Annotated in this window: 19 protein-coding genes; 5 read left to right on the top strand and 14 right to left on the bottom strand. The window is 70.7% G+C overall.

The features are described from left to right. Nucleotides 1–53: 53 nt before the first annotated feature. The 11 genes from dapD to VT50_RS25420 form a co-directional block, all read right to left on the bottom strand. Nucleotides 54–1,043: a 2,3,4,5-tetrahydropyridine-2,6-dicarboxylate N-succinyltransferase gene (dapD, locus tag VT50_RS25470; protein WP_046085691.1), complete on the bottom strand. Its 990-nt coding sequence runs from the start codon at nucleotides 1,041–1,043 to the stop codon at nucleotides 54–56. A 79-nt stretch (nucleotides 1,044–1,122) separates the two neighbouring features. Next, the gene (locus VT50_RS25465) at nucleotides 1,123–1,692 is read right to left on the bottom strand and encodes a TetR/AcrR family transcriptional regulator (protein WP_046085690.1); all 570 of its coding nucleotides are present in this window, start codon (nucleotides 1,690–1,692) and stop codon (nucleotides 1,123–1,125) included. Further along, a complete protein-coding gene (locus VT50_RS25460; RefSeq protein WP_046085689.1) occupies nucleotides 1,692–2,012 on the bottom strand; it encodes a DMT family transporter in 321 nt (106 codons plus the stop codon). Before VT50_RS25460 ends, VT50_RS25465 begins: the two co-directional genes overlap by 1 nt. 123 nt (nucleotides 2,013–2,135) lie before the next feature. Beyond that, a complete protein-coding gene (locus VT50_RS25455) occupies nucleotides 2,136–2,474 on the bottom strand; it encodes a metal-sulfur cluster assembly factor (RefSeq protein ID WP_046085688.1) in 339 nt (112 codons plus the stop codon). Further along, nucleotides 2,471–2,935, bottom strand: a complete 465-nt coding sequence (sufU, locus tag VT50_RS25450; protein ID WP_046085687.1) for a Fe-S cluster assembly sulfur transfer protein SufU — start codon at nucleotides 2,933–2,935, stop codon at nucleotides 2,471–2,473. The genes VT50_RS25455 and sufU overlap by 4 nt, the downstream gene beginning before the upstream one ends. Nucleotides 2,936–2,946: 11 nt before the next feature. Next, complete coding sequence (locus VT50_RS25445; RefSeq protein ID WP_046085686.1) at nucleotides 2,947–4,203, bottom strand: cysteine desulfurase; 1,257 nt, start codon at nucleotides 4,201–4,203, stop codon at nucleotides 2,947–2,949. Then, nucleotides 4,200–4,964 (bottom strand): Fe-S cluster assembly ATPase SufC, encoded by a 765-nt coding sequence (sufC, locus tag VT50_RS25440; protein WP_037949644.1) that lies wholly within the window; start codon nucleotides 4,962–4,964, stop codon nucleotides 4,200–4,202. Before sufC ends, VT50_RS25445 begins: the two co-directional genes overlap by 4 nt. A 7-nt stretch (nucleotides 4,965–4,971) precedes the next feature. Beyond that, nucleotides 4,972–5,295: a bifunctional 3-phenylpropionate/cinnamic acid dioxygenase ferredoxin subunit gene (locus tag VT50_RS25435; RefSeq protein ID WP_046085685.1), complete on the bottom strand. Its 324-nt coding sequence runs from the start codon at nucleotides 5,293–5,295 to the stop codon at nucleotides 4,972–4,974. Continuing rightward, a complete protein-coding gene (sufD, locus tag VT50_RS25430) occupies nucleotides 5,292–6,461 on the bottom strand; it encodes a Fe-S cluster assembly protein SufD (RefSeq protein WP_046085684.1) in 1,170 nt (389 codons plus the stop codon). Before sufD ends, VT50_RS25435 begins: the two co-directional genes overlap by 4 nt. A 92-nt stretch (nucleotides 6,462–6,553) precedes the next feature. After that, nucleotides 6,554–7,975 (bottom strand): Fe-S cluster assembly protein SufB, encoded by a 1,422-nt coding sequence (gene sufB, locus VT50_RS25425; protein ID WP_046085683.1) that lies wholly within the window; start codon nucleotides 7,973–7,975, stop codon nucleotides 6,554–6,556. Then, nucleotides 7,972–8,772 carry a helix-turn-helix transcriptional regulator gene (locus VT50_RS25420; RefSeq protein WP_046085682.1) on the bottom strand — a complete coding sequence of 267 codons (801 nt, stop codon included), beginning with the start codon at nucleotides 8,770–8,772 and terminating at the stop codon, nucleotides 7,972–7,974. Before VT50_RS25420 ends, sufB begins: the two co-directional genes overlap by 4 nt. A gap of 240 nt (nucleotides 8,773–9,012) precedes the next feature. On the opposite strand from VT50_RS25420, the gene VT50_RS25415 reads away from it, so the two are divergent. The 3 genes from VT50_RS25415 to VT50_RS25405 all read left to right on the top strand — a co-directional run bounded on the left by VT50_RS25415 (nucleotide 9,013) and on the right by VT50_RS25405 (nucleotide 11,835). After that, nucleotides 9,013–9,939 (top strand): ABC transporter ATP-binding protein, encoded by a 927-nt coding sequence (locus VT50_RS25415; protein WP_046085681.1) that lies wholly within the window; start codon nucleotides 9,013–9,015, stop codon nucleotides 9,937–9,939. Beyond that, a complete protein-coding gene (locus VT50_RS25410) occupies nucleotides 9,936–10,709 on the top strand; it encodes an ABC transporter permease (RefSeq protein WP_046085680.1) in 774 nt (257 codons plus the stop codon). Before VT50_RS25415 ends, VT50_RS25410 begins: the two co-directional genes overlap by 4 nt. Nucleotides 10,710–10,836: 127 nt before the next feature. Continuing rightward, nucleotides 10,837–11,835: a COX15/CtaA family protein gene (locus VT50_RS25405; RefSeq protein ID WP_046085679.1), complete on the top strand. Its 999-nt coding sequence runs from the start codon at nucleotides 10,837–10,839 to the stop codon at nucleotides 11,833–11,835. On the opposite strand, the gene VT50_RS25400 is transcribed toward VT50_RS25405, so the two are convergent. From VT50_RS25400 to VT50_RS25390, 3 genes are all read right to left on the bottom strand, one after another. Next, on the bottom strand, nucleotides 11,799–12,941 hold the full coding sequence (locus VT50_RS25400; RefSeq protein ID WP_240529307.1) for an amidohydrolase: 1,143 nt from the start codon (nucleotides 12,939–12,941) through the stop codon (nucleotides 11,799–11,801). The two genes, VT50_RS25405 and VT50_RS25400, sit on opposite strands and share 37 nt — an antisense overlap. A gap of 189 nt (nucleotides 12,942–13,130) precedes the next feature. Next, nucleotides 13,131–13,574 (bottom strand): hypothetical protein, encoded by a 444-nt coding sequence (locus VT50_RS25395; RefSeq protein ID WP_046085678.1) that lies wholly within the window; start codon nucleotides 13,572–13,574, stop codon nucleotides 13,131–13,133. Nucleotides 13,575–13,598: 24 nt separating this feature from the next. Beyond that, nucleotides 13,599–14,549: a heme o synthase gene (locus tag VT50_RS25390; RefSeq protein WP_075200320.1), complete on the bottom strand. Its 951-nt coding sequence runs from the start codon at nucleotides 14,547–14,549 to the stop codon at nucleotides 13,599–13,601. Between the two features lie 383 nt (nucleotides 14,550–14,932). Between VT50_RS25390 and tkt the strand changes: the two genes are divergently transcribed. Both tkt and tal read left to right on the top strand, forming a co-directional pair. Further along, a complete protein-coding gene (gene tkt, locus VT50_RS25385) occupies nucleotides 14,933–17,011 on the top strand; it encodes a transketolase (protein ID WP_046085677.1) in 2,079 nt (692 codons plus the stop codon). A gap of 44 nt (nucleotides 17,012–17,055) precedes the next feature. Further along, the gene (gene tal, locus VT50_RS25380; protein WP_046085676.1) at nucleotides 17,056–18,174 is read left to right on the top strand and encodes a transaldolase; all 1,119 of its coding nucleotides are present in this window, start codon (nucleotides 17,056–17,058) and stop codon (nucleotides 18,172–18,174) included. The last annotated feature ends 1 nt before the right edge of the window (nucleotide 18,175 follow it).

Raw genomic sequence — 18,175 nt, 5'->3', positions numbered from 1 at the left:
CGGTGCCCCGGCCAAGTCCGCTGCCCCGGGCGGTCGCTGTGCGCCCCGAATGATCAGTCGTTGCTGTGCAGCGCCGCGTTCAGCCCGCCCCACGAGCCGCTGCGGGGCAGCGCCTCGACCGCGCCGGTGATGGAGTTGCGGCGGAAGAGGAGGTTGTTGACGCCGGAGAGCTCCAGCGCCTTGGCGATCTTGCCGTCCGGGAGCGAGACGCGGGTGCCCGCCGTCACATACAGCCCCGCCTCGACGATGGAGTCATCGCCGAGCGAGATCCCCAGGCCCGCCTCCGCGCCGAGCAGGCAGCGCTCGCCGATGGTGATCGTCTGCTTGCCGCCGCCGGAGAGGGTGCCCATGATCGAGGCGCCGCCGCCGATGTCGGAGCCGTCGCCCACCACGACGCCCGCGCTGATCCGGCCCTCGACCATGGAGGTGCCGAGCGTTCCGGCGTTGAAGTTGACGAAGCCCTCGTGCATGACCGTGGTCCCGGGGGCGAGGTGGGCGCCGAGCCGGACCCGGTCGGCGTCTCCGATGCGGACGCCGCCGGGGACGACGTAGTCGGTCATACGGGGGAACTTGTCGACACTGGTCACCGACAGCTGCAGCCCCTCGGCACGGGCGGCGAGCCGGGCCCGCTCCACCTGGTCGGCGGCGACGGGGCCGAGCGAGGTCCAGGCGACGTTGGCCAGCAGGCCGAACTGGCCGTCCAGGCTCAGGCCGTGCGGCTTGACCAGCCGGTGGCTGAGCAGATGCAGCCGCAGATAGACGTCGTGGGCGTCCTGCGGCTTCTCGTCCAGCGAGGCGACGACCGTGCGGACGGCGACGACCTCGACGCCGCGCCGCGGGTCCGGTCCGACCGCCTTGAGGGCGGTCTCGCCCAGCAGCCGCGCGGTGCGCTCGGCGTCGAGCCGCTCGGTCCCGGCCGGGCCGGGCTCGGCGGTCAACTCGGGGGCCGGGAACCAGGTGTCCAGGACGGTGCCGTCCTCGGTGAGGGTGGCGAGACCGGCGGCGACGGCGCCGGTGGGGGCGGTGGTGGATGCATCGGTCATGGTCAGAACGCTAACCGGAGCCGGGCCCGGGAGGCGAACCGGTCTCAGCGAGCGGGCCCGGGCGGGCCGCCGCGCGGGCTCAACCGGCGGTCGAGCCGTTCGCGCCGTTCCCGCCCATGATCCGCGCCAGCGCCGCGCGGATGTCCTCCCGGTCGTACGGGCGGTCCGCCAGCAGCACTTGCAGGGTCAGCCCGTCCATCAGGGCCACCACGGCGCGCGCCGTGGCCGCGTCGGGCACCAGCCGCGTCAGCAGCCGGGCCGTCTCGTCCAGGCACTCTGCGGCGAGCGGCCGCAGCCCCTCGTGGCGCAGCGCGGCGAAGTACAGCTCGTACTCCAGCTCCATCCGCGCCCGGTCGCCCGTGAGCTGCTCCTCGAGCCACCGGGCCAGCTCGTCCGCGGGGGGTGCGGCCGGGTCGACGCCCTCCGCCCACCGCTTCACCTCCGCCAGCCACTCCGCGTTGATCTGGCGGAGCGCCGCGATCAGCAGGTCGTCGAGGGTCGCGAAGTGGTACGTCGTGGAGCCCAGCGGCACATCGGCGGCGGCGGCCACGGCCCGGTGGCCGAGCCCCACGATGCCGCGCTCGCGGACCACGGCGGTCGCGGCGTCGATGATCCGCTGCCGCCGCTCGGGGTCGTAGCGGCGGCCCATCAGTGGGCGCCGTTCAGATTGAGCACCACCACTCCGGCGATGACCAGCAGCACCCCGAGCACCTTGGCGGCGGTCATCGCCTCCCCCAGGAAGAGCATGCCGATCGCGGCGATGACGGCGGTCCCCGCCCCGGCCCATATGGCGTAGGCGGTGCTGACGGAGATGGTCTTGAGCGTGTGCGCGAGCAGCACGAAGGACAGCAGATAGCCCGCGCCGGTGACCAGCGAGGGCCAGAGCCTGCTGAACCCTTCGCTGTACTTCATCGAGGTGGTCGCCAGGATCTCGGCCAGGATGGCCCCGGAGAGCGTCACATATCCCATGCGTACGAGTGTACACAACGATGCGTACGGGCGTACACAACCATGCCACCCGGGGCCATGGACACGCGAGCGGCCCCCGTGCCGAAGCACGGGGGCCGCTCAGGAGGCCCGGGGGGGGAGCCGTCAGACGTTGAAGCCGAGCGCGCGCAGCTGCTCACGCCCATCGTCGGTGATCTTGTCCGGGCCCCACGGCGGCATCCAGACCCAGTTGATCCGCAGCTCGTTGACGATGCCGTCGGTCGCGGACTTGGCCTGGTCCTCGATGACATCGGTCAGCGGACAGGCCGCCGAGGTGAGCGTCATGTCGATGGTGGCGATATTGGCGTCGTCGACATGGATGCCGTAGACCAGGCCGAGGTTGACCACGTCGATGCCCAGCTCGGGGTCCACGACGTCGTACAGGGCCTCGCGGACCTCTTCCTCGCTGGCGGGCTTGGTGGTGGTGGCGGTGTTCTCAGTCATGCGGTCTTCCCTCCGGCGGTCTCGCCCAGCGCCTGCGACGTGGCGTCCTTCCAGGCCATCCAGCTCAGCAGGGCGCATTTCACCCGGGCCGGATACTTGGAGACACCGGCGAACGCGATCGCGTCCTCCAGCACCTCCTCCATGGCGTCGTCCGGCTCGGCCTTGCCCTTGGACTGCATCAGCTCCAGGAAGGTCTCCTGGATCCGGTGGGCCTCGGCCAGCTCCTTGCCCACCAGCAGCTCGTTGAGCACCGAGGCGCTGGCCTGGCTGATGGAACAGCCCTGACCCTCGTAGCTCACGTCCTCGATGGTGTCGCCGTCAAGCCGCACCCGGAGCGTGATCTCGTCACCGCAGGTCGGATTGACGTGGTGTACCTCTGCGTCGCCGTTCCTCAGCCCCCGGCCATGGGGGTTCTTGTAGTGGTCCAGGATCACGTCCTGGTACATCGAATCCAGCTTCACGCGGCACGCCCCTACCCGAAGAAGTTCCGTACGTGCTCCAGGCCCTCCACCAAGGCATCGACCTCGGCCGGCGTGGAGTACAGATAGAACGACGCCCGGGTGGTCGCCGGAATTCCATAGCGCAGGCATACGGGGCGGGCGCAGTGGTGGCCGACCCGGACCGCGATCCCCTGCTCGTCCAGCACCTGGCCCACATCGTGGGGGTGGATGTCACCGAGCGTGAAGGAGATCGTGGCGCCGCGCTCCTCGGCCGTGGTGGGGCCGATGATGCGCAGGTCCGGCACCTCGAGGAGCCTGCCGACCGCGTAGTGCGTCAGGGCGTGCTCATGGCGGGTGATGTTGTCCATGCCGATCGAGGTGAGGTAGTCCACGGCCGCGCCGAGGCCGACGGCCTGGGCGATCGGGGGCGTACCGGCCTCGAACTTGTGCGGCGCCGGGGCATAGGTGGACGAGTGCATCGAGACGGTCTCGATCATCTCGCCGCCGCCGAGGAACGGCGGCAGGTCCTCCAGCAGCTCCTGGCGGCCCCACAGCACCCCGATACCGGTCGGACCGCACATCTTGTGGCCGGTGAAGGCCACGAAGTCGGCCTGGAGCGCCTGCACGTCCAGCAGCATGTGCGGGGCGGCCTGGGAGGCGTCGATCACCACGAGTGCGCCGACGTCCTGGGCGCGGCGGACGATCGCCTCGACCGGGTTGACCGTGCCGAGGATGTTGGAGACCAGCACGAACGAGACGACCTTGGTCTTCTCGGTGATGGTCTGCTCGATCTCCGACAGATCGAGGCGGCCGTCCTCGGTGAGGCCGAACCACTTCAGCTTCGCGCCGGTGCGCTGCGAGAGCAGCTGCCACGGAACGATGTTGGAGTGGTGCTCCATCTCGGTGATGACGATCTCGGTGTCCTGGTCCACCCGGTAGGGCTCATCGGCCCAGCCGAGCATGTTGGCGACCAGGTTGAGGGACTCCGACGCGTTCTTGGTGAAGATCACCTCATCGCGGCTGGGAGCGTTGATGAAGGCGGCGACCTTGTCGCGGGCGCCCTCGTACAGCGCCGTGGCCTCCTCCGCGAGCACATGGACGCCCCGGTGCACATTGGCGTTGGAGCGCTCGTAGTAGTCGTTCAGCACGTCCAGCACCTGGCGCGGCTTCTGCGAGGTCGCCGCGTTGTCCAGGTAGACGAGCCGCTGGCCGTCGTGGACGACCCGGTCCAGGATCGGGAAGTCCTTGCGGATCGCCTCGGTGTCGAGGAGGCCCGGCAACCGTGTCACTCGGACGCGCCTCCCTTCACGTACTCCTCGTAGCCCTCTTCCTCCAGCTTGTCGGCGAGCTCGGGACCGCCGGACTCGGCGATCCGCCCCGCCGCGAAGACATGGACGTGGTCGGGCTTGATGTACCGCAGGATACGGGTGTAGTGGGTGATCAGCAGGGTGCCGACCTGGCCGGACTCCCGGACCCGGTTGACGCCCTCGGAGACCACCCGCAGCGCGTCCACGTCGAGGCCGGAGTCGGTCTCGTCGAGGATCGCGATCGCCGGCTTCAGCAGCTCCAGCTGGAGGATCTCGTGGCGCTTCTTCTCACCGCCGGAGAAGCCCTCGTTCACGTTCCGCTCGGCGAAGGAGGGGTCGATGTGGAGGCGCTCCATGGCCTCCTTGACCTCCTTCACCCAGGTGCGGAGCTTGGGCGCCTCGCCGCGGATCGCGGTCGCGGAGGTGCGCAGGAAGTTGGAGACCGAGACGCCGGGGACCTCGACCGGGTACTGCATGGCGAGGAAGACACCGGCGCGGGCGCGCTCGTCGACGGACATCGCGAGCACGTCCTCGCCGTCCAGCGTCACGGTGCCGCCGGTGACCGTGTACTTCGGGTGACCGGCGAGCGAGTAGGCCAGGGTGGACTTGCCGGAGCCGTTGGGGCCCATGATGGCGTGCGTCTCGCCCTGCTTGACGGTCAGGTCGACACCGCGCAGGATCTCGCGGGGGCCGCCCTCGGCGTCGACGGAAACGTGCAGGTCGTGGATCTCAAGCGTGGCCATGGGTGCCTCAGGACTCCTGGGTGACGGAGACGAGCACATCGTCCCCTTCGATCTTTACGGGGTATACGGGGATCGGGCGCGTCGCGGGGAGGCCGGACGGCTTTCCGGTGCGCAGGTCGAAGCTGGAGCCGTGCAGCCAGCACTCGATCTGGCAGTCCTCCACCTCGCCCTCGGACAGCGAGACGTTCGCGTGCGAGCAGATGTCGTTGACCGCGAACACCTCACCCTCGGTGCGCACGACGGCGACCGGCACGCCCTCGAGCTCGACCCGCTTGGGGGTGTCTTCGTCGAGTTCGTCCAGCGCGCAGACGCGTACGAAGGTCGGGGTCATCCTACGGACGCCTCCAGCTCGGCCTCGATCTTGTCGATGAGCCGCTCCTCGAGCTCGGGGAGCCCGATCTGCTGGACGAGCTCGGCGAAGAAGCCGCGGACCACCAGACGGCGGGCCTCGTCGGCCGGGATACCGCGCGCCATCAGGTAGAACAGCTGCTCGTCCTCGAAGCGGCCGGTCGCGCTCGCGTGACCGGCGCCGACGATCTCACCGGTCTCGATCTCCAGGTTCGGCACCGAGTCGACGCGGGCGCCGTCGGTGAGGACCAGGTTGCGGTTGAGCTCGTAGGTGTCGGTGCCCTCCGCGGCGGCCCGGATCAGCACATCGCCGATCCACACCGCATGCGCCTCCGCGCCCTGCAGCGCGCCCTTGTAGGCCACGTTGCTGCGGCAGTGCGGGGTGTCGTGGTCGATGAAGAGCCGGTGCTCCTGGTGCTGGCCGTTGTCGGTGAAGTACAGGCCGTAGAGCTCGGCCTCACCGCCGGGGGCGCCGTAGACGACCCGCGGGTGGAGCCGCACCAGATCGCCGCCGAAGGTGACGACCACGGACTTGAAGGTGGCGTCCCGGCCGACCGACGCGGTGTGCTGACCGGCGTGGACCGCGGTGTCGTCCCAGTCCTGGACCGAGACCACGGTGAGCTTGGCGCCGTCGCCGATCAGGTACTCCACATTGGCGGCGAGCGTGGCGTCACCGGTGTGGTCGATGACCACGACCGCCTCGGCGAAGGCGCCGAGCTCGATCACCTGGTGGCCGAAGGCGGTGCCGCCCTCGCCGTGCACGGCGATCCGCACCGGCTCGGTGAGCACCGTCTCCTTGGGCACCGAGACGACCGACGCCTTCTCGAAGGAGCTGTACGCCTGGGCCGCCACCCGGTCCACCGGTTTGCCGGCCCTCCCCAGGCGCGCGTCGTCGCGGCCCACGGTCTCGACCGTGACCCCCTCGGGGGCGCTGACCTCGACCTTGACGCCGCCGTCGGCGACGGCCGTGCCGTCGTGGAGACCGCGCAGCCGCTCCAGGGGGGTGAACCGCCAGTCCTCCTCGCGGCCATGGGGCACCGGGAAGTCGGCCACGTCGTACGACGCGGGCGCGCTCACCCGGGCATCGGTGGGCTGGCCCACCTGGATGACGCCGTCCGTGGTGGATCCGGCCGGGATGGTTTCAGCCATGGCTGTCGTACTGCTCGCTTTCTGCCTGATGGGCCTGAAGGGGGTGCCCGGGCGGAGGCTTCGGCCCCCGCCGGGCGGGGAGGGGGGTGGCGTCAGCCGACCGCGCCCTCCATCTGCAGCTCGATCAGCCGGTTGAGCTCCAGCGCGTACTCCATGGGCAGCTCCCGCGCGATCGGCTCGACGAAGCCGCGCACGATCATCGCCATGGCCTCGTCCTCGGACAGACCCCGGCTCATCAGGTAGAAGAGCTGGTCGTCGCTGACCTTGGAGACGGTCGCCTCATGGCCCATGGACACGTCGTCCTCGCGGACGTCCACATAGGGGTAGGTGTCCGAGCGGGAGATCGTGTCCACGAGCAGGGCGTCGCACAGCACATTGGACTTGGAGCCCTCTGCGCCCTCGCCGATCTCGATCAGACCGCGGTAGGAGGTGCGGCCACCGCCGCGCGCCACCGACTTGGAGACGATGTTCGACGAGGTGTGGGGGGCCATGTGGACCATCTTGGCGCCGGCGTCCTGGTGCTGGCCCTCGCCCGCGAAGGCGATGGACAGGGTCTCGCCCTTGGCGTGCTCGCCCATCAGGTAGACGGCGGGGTACTTCATGGTCACCTTGGAGCCGATGTTGCCGTCGACCCACTCCATGGTCGCGCCCTCGTAGGCCACGGCGCGCTTGGTGACCAGGTTGTAGACGTTGTTCGACCAGTTCTGGATGGTCGTGTAGCGGCAGCGGGCGCCCTTCTTGACGACGATCTCGACGACCGCGGAGTGCAGCGAGTCCGACTTGTAGATCGGCGCGGTGCAGCCCTCGACGTAGTGGACGTAGGCGTCCTCGTCGACGATGATCAGGGTCCGCTCGAACTGGCCCATGTTCTCGGTGTTGATGCGGAAGTACGCCTGCAGCGGGATCTCCACGTGCACGCCCTTCGGCACGTAGATGAACGAGCCGCCGGACCAGACCGCCGTGTTCAGCGAGGCGAACTTGTTGTCGCCCGCCGGGATCACCGAGCCGAAGTACTCCTTGAAGAGCTCGGGGTGCTCCCGCAGACCGGTGTCGGTGTCGAGGAAGATGACGCCCTGCTCCTCGAGGTCCTCACGGATCTTGTGGTAGACGACCTCGGACTCGTACTGGGCGGCGACACCCGCGACCAGGCGCTGCTTCTCGGCCTCCGGGATGCCCAGCTTGTCGTAGGTGTTCTTGATGTCCTCGGGCAGCTCCTCCCAGGAGGCGGCCTGCTGCTCGGTGGAGCGGACGAAGTACTTGATGTTGTCGAAGTCGATGCCCGACAGGTCCGAGCCCCAGGTGGGCATGGGCTTCTTGCCGAACAGCCTCAGGCCCTTGAGGCGGAGCTTGAGCATCCACTCCGGCTCGGACTTCTTCGCCGAGATGTCGCGTACGACCTCCTCGGAGAGGCCGCGCTTGGCGGAGGCGCCGGCCACGTCGGAGTCGGCCCAGCCGTACTCGTAGTTGCCCAGGCCCTCGAGCTCGGGGTGAGCGGTCTCCGTGGGGAGAGTCATTCGGGGTTCCTCCCGGCCGTGCTGGCAGATGCGGTGGTGGTCTTGGTGGTGCTGGTGTCGGTCTTCTCGACCTTGCCGGTCTTCGGAACGAACGTCGTGCACACCCCGTCGCCGTGGGCGATGGTGGCCAGACGCTGCACATGGGTCCCGAGCAGCTGGGAGAAGACCTCGGTCTCCGCCTCACACAGCTGCGGATATCGCTCGGCTGCGTGGGCGACCGGGCAGTGGTGCTGGCAGAGCTGTTCGCCGACCGGTGCGCTGCGCGCCGTAGCAGCGTACCCGTCCGCGGAGAGTGCTCCGGCGAGCGCTTCGGTGCGGGCGCCGGGCGGGGCGGCCTCGACGGCGCCGCGGTACCCCTCCGCCTGGGCGGCGAGCCTGGCGCGGGCGAACGCCGCGACCGCGGCACGCCCCGCCTCGCCGCCCCCGGCGCTCTGCTCGATCCAGCGGAGGGCGTCGACGGCGAGCTTGTCGTAGGCCTGGTCGAAGGCGTCGCGACCGCAGTCGGTGAGCGCGAAGACCTTGGCCGGACGGCCGCGCCCGCGCGCCCCGTACACCCTCTTCTCCCGGGGCTCTACGACGCCGTCGGCGACGAGGGTGTCCAGATGGCGGCGGACGGCCGCCTGGGTCAGCTCCAGCCGCTGGGCGAGCTCCGCCGCGGTGGAGGGACCGTGGTCGAGGATGGAGCGCGCCACCCGGTTGCGGGTGCCGTGCTGCTCTTCCGGCGCGGACGCGGGCGCGCCGGACCGCGCGGCCGCCTCGGCCGCGCGTTCCTTCGGAGCCTCGCTCGCGTATTTCACAACGCCATTGTTGCGTAATTCTCCGGCGATCCACAAGCGGAGAGATCACCGGGTCCGGTGTGGTACGTCACTTAGGTCTGCCTAACTCCGAGACCGGGGCTCACCTGCGGCAACGCGTCCGGGCCCGGTCGGCGGGCGTCCGCGGCACCGGTTGGTGAAGGTCGCGCGCACCGGGACCACCGGCCACGGCTTTCGGCCCTGCCGCCCACGGACGGCCCGGCGATTCGTAGACTGCCGGGCATGCGAGATGAGCCCGCGGTCGACATCGTCGGCCTGGTCAAGCGGTACGGCCCGAAGACCGCGGTCGACGGGCTCGATCTGTCCGTCGGCCGGGGCACCGTGACCGCCGTTCTGGGCCCCAATGGAGCCGGTAAGACCACCACCGTCGAGACCTGCGAGGGGTACCGCCGCCCCGACGCGGGGACGGTCCGGATATTCGGGCTCGACCCGGTGGGGGACGCCCCGGCGCTGCGCCCCCGGGTCGGGGTGATGCTGCAGTCCGGAGGCGTTTATTCCGGCGCGCGCGCAGAAGAGATGCTGCGCCACACCGCCTCCCTGCACGCGCATCCGGTGGACGTGGACCTGCTGATCGAGCGGCTCGGCCTCGGCTCCTGCGGCCGGACCACCTACCGGCGGCTCTCCGGAGGCCAGCAGCAGCGGCTCGCGCTCGCCATGGCCGTCGTCGGCCGCCCCGAACTGGTCTTCCTCGACGAGCCCACCGCCGGGCTCGATCCGCAGGCCCGCCGCGCCACCTGGGACCTCATCCGCGAGCTGCGCAACGACGGGGTCACCGTGATGCTGACGACCCACTACATGGACGAGGCCGAGCAGCTCGCCGACGATGTGGCGATCATCGACGGTGGCAGGGTGATCGCCCGGGGCACCCCGGAGCAGCTGTGCCGGGGCGGCGCCGAGAACACCCTGCGCTTCATCGGCCGCCCCGCGCTCGACCTGGCCTCGCTGCTCAAGGCGCTGCCCGCCGACTCCACGGCCGCCGAGCTCACGCCCGGCTCGTACCGCGTCACCGGCAAGGTCAACCCCCAGATGCTGGCCACCGTGACCTCCTGGTGCGCACAGAACGGGGTGATGCCCGACCGGATCTCGGTCGAGCGGCACACCCTCGAGGACGTCTTCCTGGAGCTCACCGGTAAGGAGCTGCGAGCGTGACCGCCACGGGCACTTTCCTCCCCAGGCCGGGGGCGGCCCCGCTGCCGCGGATGATCCGGGCGCAGGCGGCGCTGGAGACCCGGATGCTGCTGCGCAACGGCGAGCAGCTGCTGCTGACCGTCGTCATCCCGTCCCTGGTGCTGGTGCTCTTCAGCACCGTCGACATCGTCGACACCGGCTCGGACGGCAGCACCGTGGACTTCCTGGCGCCCGGTGTGCTGGCGCTCGCCGTACTGTCCACGGCGTTCACCGGGCAGGCCATCGCCACCGGCTTCGAGCGGCGCTACGGCGTGCTCAAGCGGCTCGCGGTCTCACCGCTGCCGCGGTGGGGGCTGATGGCCGCCAAGACCTGCGCGGTGCTGGTCACCGAGGCGATGCAGATCGTGCTGCTGACCGCGATCGCGCTGGCGCTCGGCTGGTCGCCGCACGGCGACCCGCTCTCCGTGGCGCTGCTGCTGATCCTCGGCACGGCGGCGTTCTCCGGCCTCGGGCTGCTGATGGCGGGCACCCTGAAGGCCGAGGCGACCCTGGCCGCCGCCAATCTGGTCTTCCTGCTGCTGCTCGTGGCCGGTGGCGTCATCGTGTCGCTGGACAAGTTCCCGGGCGCCGTAAGGAGCGCACTGGAGCTGCTGCCGATCTCGGCGCTCTCGGGCGGGCTGCGGGACGTCCTCCAGGACGGGGCCGGGGTGCCGTGGCGGGATCTGGGGATCCTGGCGGTCTGGGCGGTGCTGGGGCTGGGCGCGGCGGCCCGCTTCTTCCGCTGGGAGTAGTCCGCGCCACTGTCCAGAGCCGCCCGCCCCTCCGCGACCTGCGGCTTCACCGGAGCACAACCCCTGGTGTTCACCGGCGCACAGCCCCTCGTGAAAAGCTGCACAAGCGGCGGCCTACGATGGGCGGGTGCCGAATTCGCTGAATCCGTTCGAGCTGATCGCCCGGCGCTGGCAGCCCTCCGCGCGCTTCGTGGAGCGGGCCGCGCTGGCCACCGTGGTGATGGCCGTGGTCATCGTGGTGACCGGGGGCGCGGTCCGGCTCACCCAGTCCGGCCTGGGCTGTGACACCTGGCCCAAGTGCACCTCCGGGAGCCTCACCCCGACCTCCGACATGGGCATCCACGGCGCCATCGAGTTCGGCAACCGCACGCTGACGTACGTCCTGTGTGCCGTCGTCGGCCTGGTGATCATCGCCGCCCGTGCCCGGACGCCGGTGCGCCGCCCCCTCACCCGGCTCGGCTGGGCCCAGTTCTGGATCGTCATGGGCAACGCCGTGGTCGGTGGCATCACGGTGCTCACCGGCCTCAACCCGTACATCGTCAGCTCGCACTTCCTGCTGTCCTCCGCGCTGCTCACGGTCGCCGTGCTCACCTGGTGGCGGGCGCGCGAGGGCGACGCCGGGCCACGGGAGCTCGTGGCCGTGCCGGTGCGCCAGCTGACCTGGCTGCTGATCGCCGCGACCGGTGCGCTCATCGTCATCGGCACGGTGGTCACCGGCGCGGGGCCGCACGCCGGTGACGCCCGTGAGGTGCACCGCATCCCGCTGAACTGGCAGGAGATCACCCAGCTGCACGTGGACTTCGTCTACGTCGTGCTGGGCCTCACCGTCGCCCTGTGGTTCACGCTGCGGGCCGTGCGGGCCCCCGCCGCCCAGCGCCGTACCGTCCTCGAGCTCCTTGTCGTGCTGCTCGCGCAGGGTGTGATCGGGTACGTGCAGTACTTCACCCACCTCCCGGAGGCCATCGTCGGCGTTCATATGCTCGGCTCCTGCCTGGTGTGGATCGCGGTGCTGCGGGTGCTGCTCGCCCAGCGGGAGCGCGCCGCGCTTCCGGCGGCCGTGCCCGCTCCCTCCGGCGGCCACGGGACGGCTCAGCCGGAGCCCGAGCCCGCCGCGTCCAGCCGGTAGACCCGGCGCGCGGTGCCGGCCGCGATCAGCCCGCCGATCCGCTGGGCCTCGGCCCGGGTGCAGATCCCCTCGCCGACCCACTCCTCCGCCAGCCGGGCCATGGCCTGACCGAACAGCCGGGAGGCGGTCACATACAGCTCGGGCAGCGCCCGCGCGCCCGTCGAGAACAGCAGCTTGCCGAACGGGGCCTCGCCCAGGGTCTCCCCGGGCCGCGGCCCGGCGTCCGCGTAGACGTGCGGGAAGGCCGCGGCGAGCTGGGCCGCCCGCCGGTGGTGCGGCCGGTCCGGCAGCAGCACCAGATCGGTGCCGAAGCCCGCCGTGGCGCGCAGGAAGCCGATGAGCGACTGCGGATCGGCACAGTGCAGCTGCACCGGAAGGCCGGTCGCCACGGCGCTCCACAGCAGATGCTGGGCGAGCGCGGGGTCGGGGGCGCGGTCGCGGGCCGGGCGTACGGAGAGCGCGAGCCAGCGGGCGGCGGCGCGCCGCACCTCGCGCGGGTCGGGCGGGATCTCGTCGCAGAAGGCGATCCCCATGGCGAAGGCGGTCGCGTGCTGGGCCGCCGCGTACAGCGCCTCGGCGGTGTTGCCGATGAAGGCGTCGACCGTGCCTGAGGTGTCGGCGACCTGCTCGGCCAGCGGCTCCAGGCGGACCACCTCGAGGACCGTGCCACCGGCCGTCGCGGCCAGTTCGTCCGGGGTGCTGAGGCCGTCCCTGGCGCCGGACTCCAGCAGGAAGGTGCCGATGCCCGCGCCGCGCAGCAGCAGCCGCGCGGCGCGGTAGGCGCCCAGCTCACGGCGGCGGGCGAGATAGCTGACGGGTGCGCAGTGGGGCTCCATGCCCAGCAGCGGTGGGCACCAGCGGCGCACCGCGAGACCGGTCCAGCTGTCGAAGAAGGTGGTGCCCGCCGGGGCCGCGCCCGATCCGGCGGCGGCCGCCAGATGGGTTTCGAACGAGCCGACTCCGAGCTCGCCGTCCACCGTGCCGTGGCTGTGCTGGTCGACCAGCGGTGGCAGGGTGATCGCAACCGCCGACGGGCCCGGCCCGTCGCGCGGGACCGGGCCGGTCGGCGGGACCACGGTGTCCGGGGATTCCGTCGCCTCGTGCATCGCCGCCCGCCCCTTCCCTCCGCTGAAGCCCTCCGGCATCGAAGGGCTTAACGGACGGAAGGGGCACGAGGTGTCGCCGGACCCGTTCTCAGGCGTTCCGCGAGGCGGCTGCCCAGGCGTTCTACGGGGCGCCTACGAGGTGGCTGCCGGGGCGTTCTACGAGGCGTACGACGCGGCCGCCTGGGCGTTCTACGAGGCGGCCGCCGGAGGATTGCCGGGTCCGCCGAGCTGGATGCCCGCCATCCGCGCCCACTCGTACGGGCCGGTGCGGACCTTGGCGGCGAGTTCGCCGTCGAAGTCGTCCCTGACGGTCAGTCCGGCGATCTCGGCGGCGCGCCGCGCGCCGTCCTGGGAGGGGGCCACGAGGACGCCCCATTCGCCGTCGGCGCCGACGAGGGCGATCCGGACGGCGCCGCGCCCGATGTGGGCGATCTGCCCTTCGGCGCCGCCGTGGCTCCCGGCGAAGGCCGTGATCTGGCGGGCGAGCCGTGCGGCCCGCTTCTCGTCCTTGGAGGGCTTGGCGGGCTTGGACGGGTTGGCGGGCCCGGGCGGCTCGGCCGGTGCTTCCGGCGCGGCGGGCTGGGCGGACGGCTCGCCGCCCTCGGGCGTCTCCGGCTGGGTGGTGTCTGCCATACAGCCGATGCTACCCGTCGGTAATCACCGCAGGAAAGGGTCCACGGCCACGGCGACGAACAGCAGCGACACATAGGTGATCGACCAGTGGAACAGCCGCATCTCCTTGAGCTTCGCGCCCGTGATCCCGGCCCTGGCGCGCGCCTGGAGGCCGTGCGCCTCCTTGAGCCAGAACCCGCCCAGCACAGCCGCGACGGCCGGGTAGAACCAGCCGGTGTACCCCAGCGGCCACAGCAGCAGCGAGACGCCGACCATGGCCCAGCTGTAGAGGACGATCTGGCGCGCGACGGCCCTGTTGCCCGCGATCACCGGCAGCATCGGCACACTGGCCCGCTCGTAGTCGTCCTTGACCTTCATCGACAGCGGCCAGTAGTGCGGCGGCGTCCAGAAGAAGATGACGAGGAAGAGGATGACGGCGGCCCAGGAGACCTCGTTGGTCACCGAGGACCAGCCGATGAGCACCGGCATGCAGCCCGCGATGCCGCCCCAGACGATGTTCTGCGAGGTACGGCGCTTGAGCCACATCGTGTAGACGACGACGTAGAAGACCAGCGCACCGAGCGACAGCATCGCCGACAGCGGGTTGACCAGCGCCCAGAACCAGGCCGTCGACCCCGCCGCGAGCGCGAAGGCGAAGACGAGGCATTCCCGGGGCGAGACCATGCCGGTCACCAGCGGGCGCTGCACGGTGCGCTCCATCAGCGCGTCGATGTCCCGGTCGTAGTACATGTTGAACGCGGCGGCGCCGCCGGCCGACAGATAGCCGCCCACACAGGTGGCGACCACCAGCCACAGGTCCGGAACGCCCTGGGCGGCCAGGAACATGACCGGCACCGTCGTCATCAGCAGCAGTTCGATGACGCGCGGCTTCGTCAGCGCCACGAACGCCCCGACACGGGCCCCGAACGGCCGGTGACCGGAGCTCGTTTCGCTCGTCTCGAGCACCCCCGCAGGACGGGATTCGACGGCCGTCACGCACACCCCTGGTGGAAGCAAGAACCAGCAAGCACCGGACATGAAGAGCCGGTAAAGACTTGCGCGTACCACGCCACTCTAGACGTAGCGGATGCACCGTCCGCCGCCGGGGTCCCTCGTGTTGGAGGGGTGCGAAAAGGCGCCCGTAAGGCTGCCACGCCCGGGGGACGACGGACTCCGCCGCGACCGGAATGGTGCCTTCCGCAGCACTCGGGACGCCCTTCGGACGGGCCCCGGAGGGAATGCGGCAACCCCTGAATTCGTTCCTTATCCCGTTGGGTGGAACTCGAAAAGATGACCGTTGATCCAGGGGTAGGCTCGACATCGCCGGTGTACATACGGTCACCGGATTTCGACATTGTGGAGAGGAGCCCTGACTCAGGGTGAGCACCAAGCCGACTACCACAGACCTCGAGTGGACCGATCTTGACCAGCGGGCCGTCGACACGGCCCGGGTTCTGGCCATGGACTCCGTACAGAAGGTCGGTAACGGCCACCCTGGCACGGCCATGAGCCTCGCGCCCGCCGCGTACCTGCTCTTCCAGAAGCTGATGCGGCACGACCCCTCCGACGCGGGCTGGGCGGGCCGGGACCGGTTCGTCCTCTCCCCCGGCCACACCAGCCTGACCCTCTACGTCCAGCTGTACCTGGCGGGCTTCGGTCTCGAGCTCGACGATCTGCGGTCGTTCCGCACCTGGGGCAGCAAGACCCCGGGGCACCCCGAGTTCGGCCACACCACCGGTGTCGAGACCACCACCGGCCCGCTGGGCCAGGGCATCGCCAACGCGGTGGGCATGGCGATGGCCGCCCGCTACGAGCGCGGCCTGTTCGACCCGGAGGCGCCCGAGGGCGCCTCTCCGTTCGACCACACCATCTGGGCGATCGTCTCCGACGGCGACCTGGAGGAGGGCATCTCCGCCGAGGCGTCCTCGCTGGCCGGCCACCAGCAGCTGGGCAACATCGTCGCCCTGTACGACGACAACCACATCTCCATCGAGGGCGACACCGCGACCGCGCTCTCCGAGGACGTGCTGAAGCGCTACGAGGCGTACGGCTGGCACGTCCAGCGCGTCGAGCAGGCCGGGAGCGGCGACTTCGACGTCCACGCGCTGCACGCGGCGCTCAAGGCGGCGCAGGCCGAGACCGAGCGCCCCTCGATCATCGCGGCCCGTACGATCATCGCCTGGCCCGCCCCGAACGCGCAGAACACCGAGGCGGCCCACGGCTCCGCGCTGGGCGCCGACGAGGTGGCGGCCACCAAGCGGGTCCTCGGCTTCGACCCCGAGCAGCACTTCTCGGTCGACGGGGACGTCATCAACCACACCCGCGCCCTGGTCGAGCGTGGCCGCGAGGCGCACGCCGCCTGGGACAAGAAGCTCCAGGAGTGGCGGAACGCCAACTCCGGGCGGGCCGCCCTGTTCGACCGGATCACCGCGGGCGAGCTGCCCGAGGGCTGGGAGAGCGTGCTGCCGGTCTTCGAGCCGGGCAAGGATGTCGCCACCCGTAAGGCGTCCGGCCAGGTGCTCAAGGCGCTCGGCGGGGTGCTCCCCGAGCTGTGGGGCGGCTCCGCCGACCTCGCGGGCTCCAACAACACCACGATCGACGCGTCCTCGTCCTTCCTCCCCAAGGGCAACCCGCTGCCGGAGGCCGACCCGTACGGCCGCACGGTCCACTTCGGCATCCGCGAGCACGCCATGGGCTCGGCCATGAACGGCATCGCACTGCACGGCAACACCCGTGTCTACGGCGGCACCTTCCTGGTCTTCTCCGACTACATGCGCCCGGCCGTCCGGCTCGCCGCGCTGATGAAGCTGCCGGTCACCTATGTGTGGACGCACGACTCCATCGGCCTCGGCGAGGACGGCCCGACCCACCAGCCGGTGGAGCACCTGTCCGCGCTGCGGGCCATCCCGGGGCTGAACGTGGTCCGCCCGGCCGACGCCAACGAGACGGCCATCGCCTGGCGGGAGATCACCCGCCGCCACACCGCGAACCCGGCTCCGCACGGCCTGGCCCTGACCCGACAGAACGTGCCGACCTACGAGGCCGACGAGAACGCCGCCAAGGGCGGCTATGTCCTCTTCGAGGCCGAGGGGGGCCAGCCGCGGGTCATCCTCATCGGCACCGGTTCCGAGGTGCAGCTGGCGGTGGAGGCCCGCGAGCAGCTCCAGGCCGCCGGAATTCCCACCCGCGTCGTGTCGATGCCCTCGGTCGAGTGGTTCGAGGAGCAGGACAAGGGGTACCGGGAGACAGTGCTGCCGCCGTCCGTCACGGCCCGTGTGGCCGTCGAGGCGGGTATCGGCCTCACCTGGTACCGCTACATCGGCGAGGCCGGCCGCATCGTCTCGCTGGAGCACTTCGGCGCCTCCGCCGACTACAAGGTGCTCTTCCGGGAGTTCGGCCTCACCGCCGAGGCCGTGGTCACCGCCGCCCGCGAGTCCCTCGACGCCGCCGGGCGCTGACCCCCACAGACGACGTAAGTGCGACGAGTAGGAGAACACACCCCATGACAGACGCACTCAAGCGGCTGGCCGACGAAGGCGTCGCGATCTGGCTCGACGACCTCTCCCGCAAGAGGATCACCTCCGGCAATCTGGCCGAGCTGATCGACCAGCAGCATGTCGTAGGCGTCACCACCAACCCGTCGATCTTCCAGAAGGCGATCTCCGGCGGCGACGGCTACCAGCAGCAGGTGGCCGACCTCGCGGTCCGCCGGCTCACCGTCGAGGAAGCCGTCCGCATGATCACCACGGCGGACGTCCGCGACGCGGCCGACATCCTCCGGCCGGTGTACGAAGCGACAGGCGGCCAGGACGGCCGGGTCTCCATCGAGGTGGACCCGCGCCTGGCCCACAACACGGCGGCCACCGTCGCCGAGGCCAAGCAGCTGGCCTGGCTGGTGGACCGGCCCAACACCTTCATCAAGATCCCGGCGACCGAGGCGGGGCTGCCCGCGATCACCGAGGCGATCGGCCTGGGCATCAGCGTCAATGTCACGCTGATCTTCTCCCTGGAGCGGTACCGCGCGGTCATGGACGCCTACCTGGCCGGTCTGGAGAAGGCCAAGGCCGCGGGCCTCGACCTGCAGAAGATCCACTCGGTGGCGTCCTTCTTCGTCTCCCGCGTGGACACCGAGATCGACAAGCGCATCGACAAGCTCGGCACCGATGAGGCCAAGGCGCTGCGCGGCAAGGCCGCCGTCGCCAACGCCCGCCTCGCCTACCAGGCGTACGAGGAGGTCTTCAGCTCCGACCGCTGGGACGTCCTGGACCGGGCGAACGCCAACCGGCAGCGTCCGCTGTGGGCCTCCACCGGCGTCAAGGACCCGGCGTACAAGGACACCATGTACGTCGTGGACCTGGTCGCCCCCGGCACCGTCAACACCATGCCGGAGGCCACCCTGGAGGCGGTCGCCGACCACGGCGAGATCTCCGGTGACGCCGTGCGCGGCACGTACGAGCAGGCCAAGGCCGACCTCGACGCGCTGGCCGGGATCGGGATCTCCTACGACGACGTCGTCCAGGTGCTGGAGGACGAGGGCGTCGAGAAGTTCGCGTCCTCGTGGAACGACCTGCTGAAGTCCACCGAGGCGGAGCTCAAGCGCCTCGCACCCTCGGAGGCGTGAC

Source organism: Streptomyces antioxidans, from assembly GCF_000968685.2.
Lineage (GTDB): Bacteria > Actinomycetota > Actinomycetes > Streptomycetales > Streptomycetaceae > Streptomyces > Streptomyces antioxidans.
Note: the sequence above shows the minus strand (reverse complement) of the source record. Positions and strands in the feature narration are given on the sequence as shown.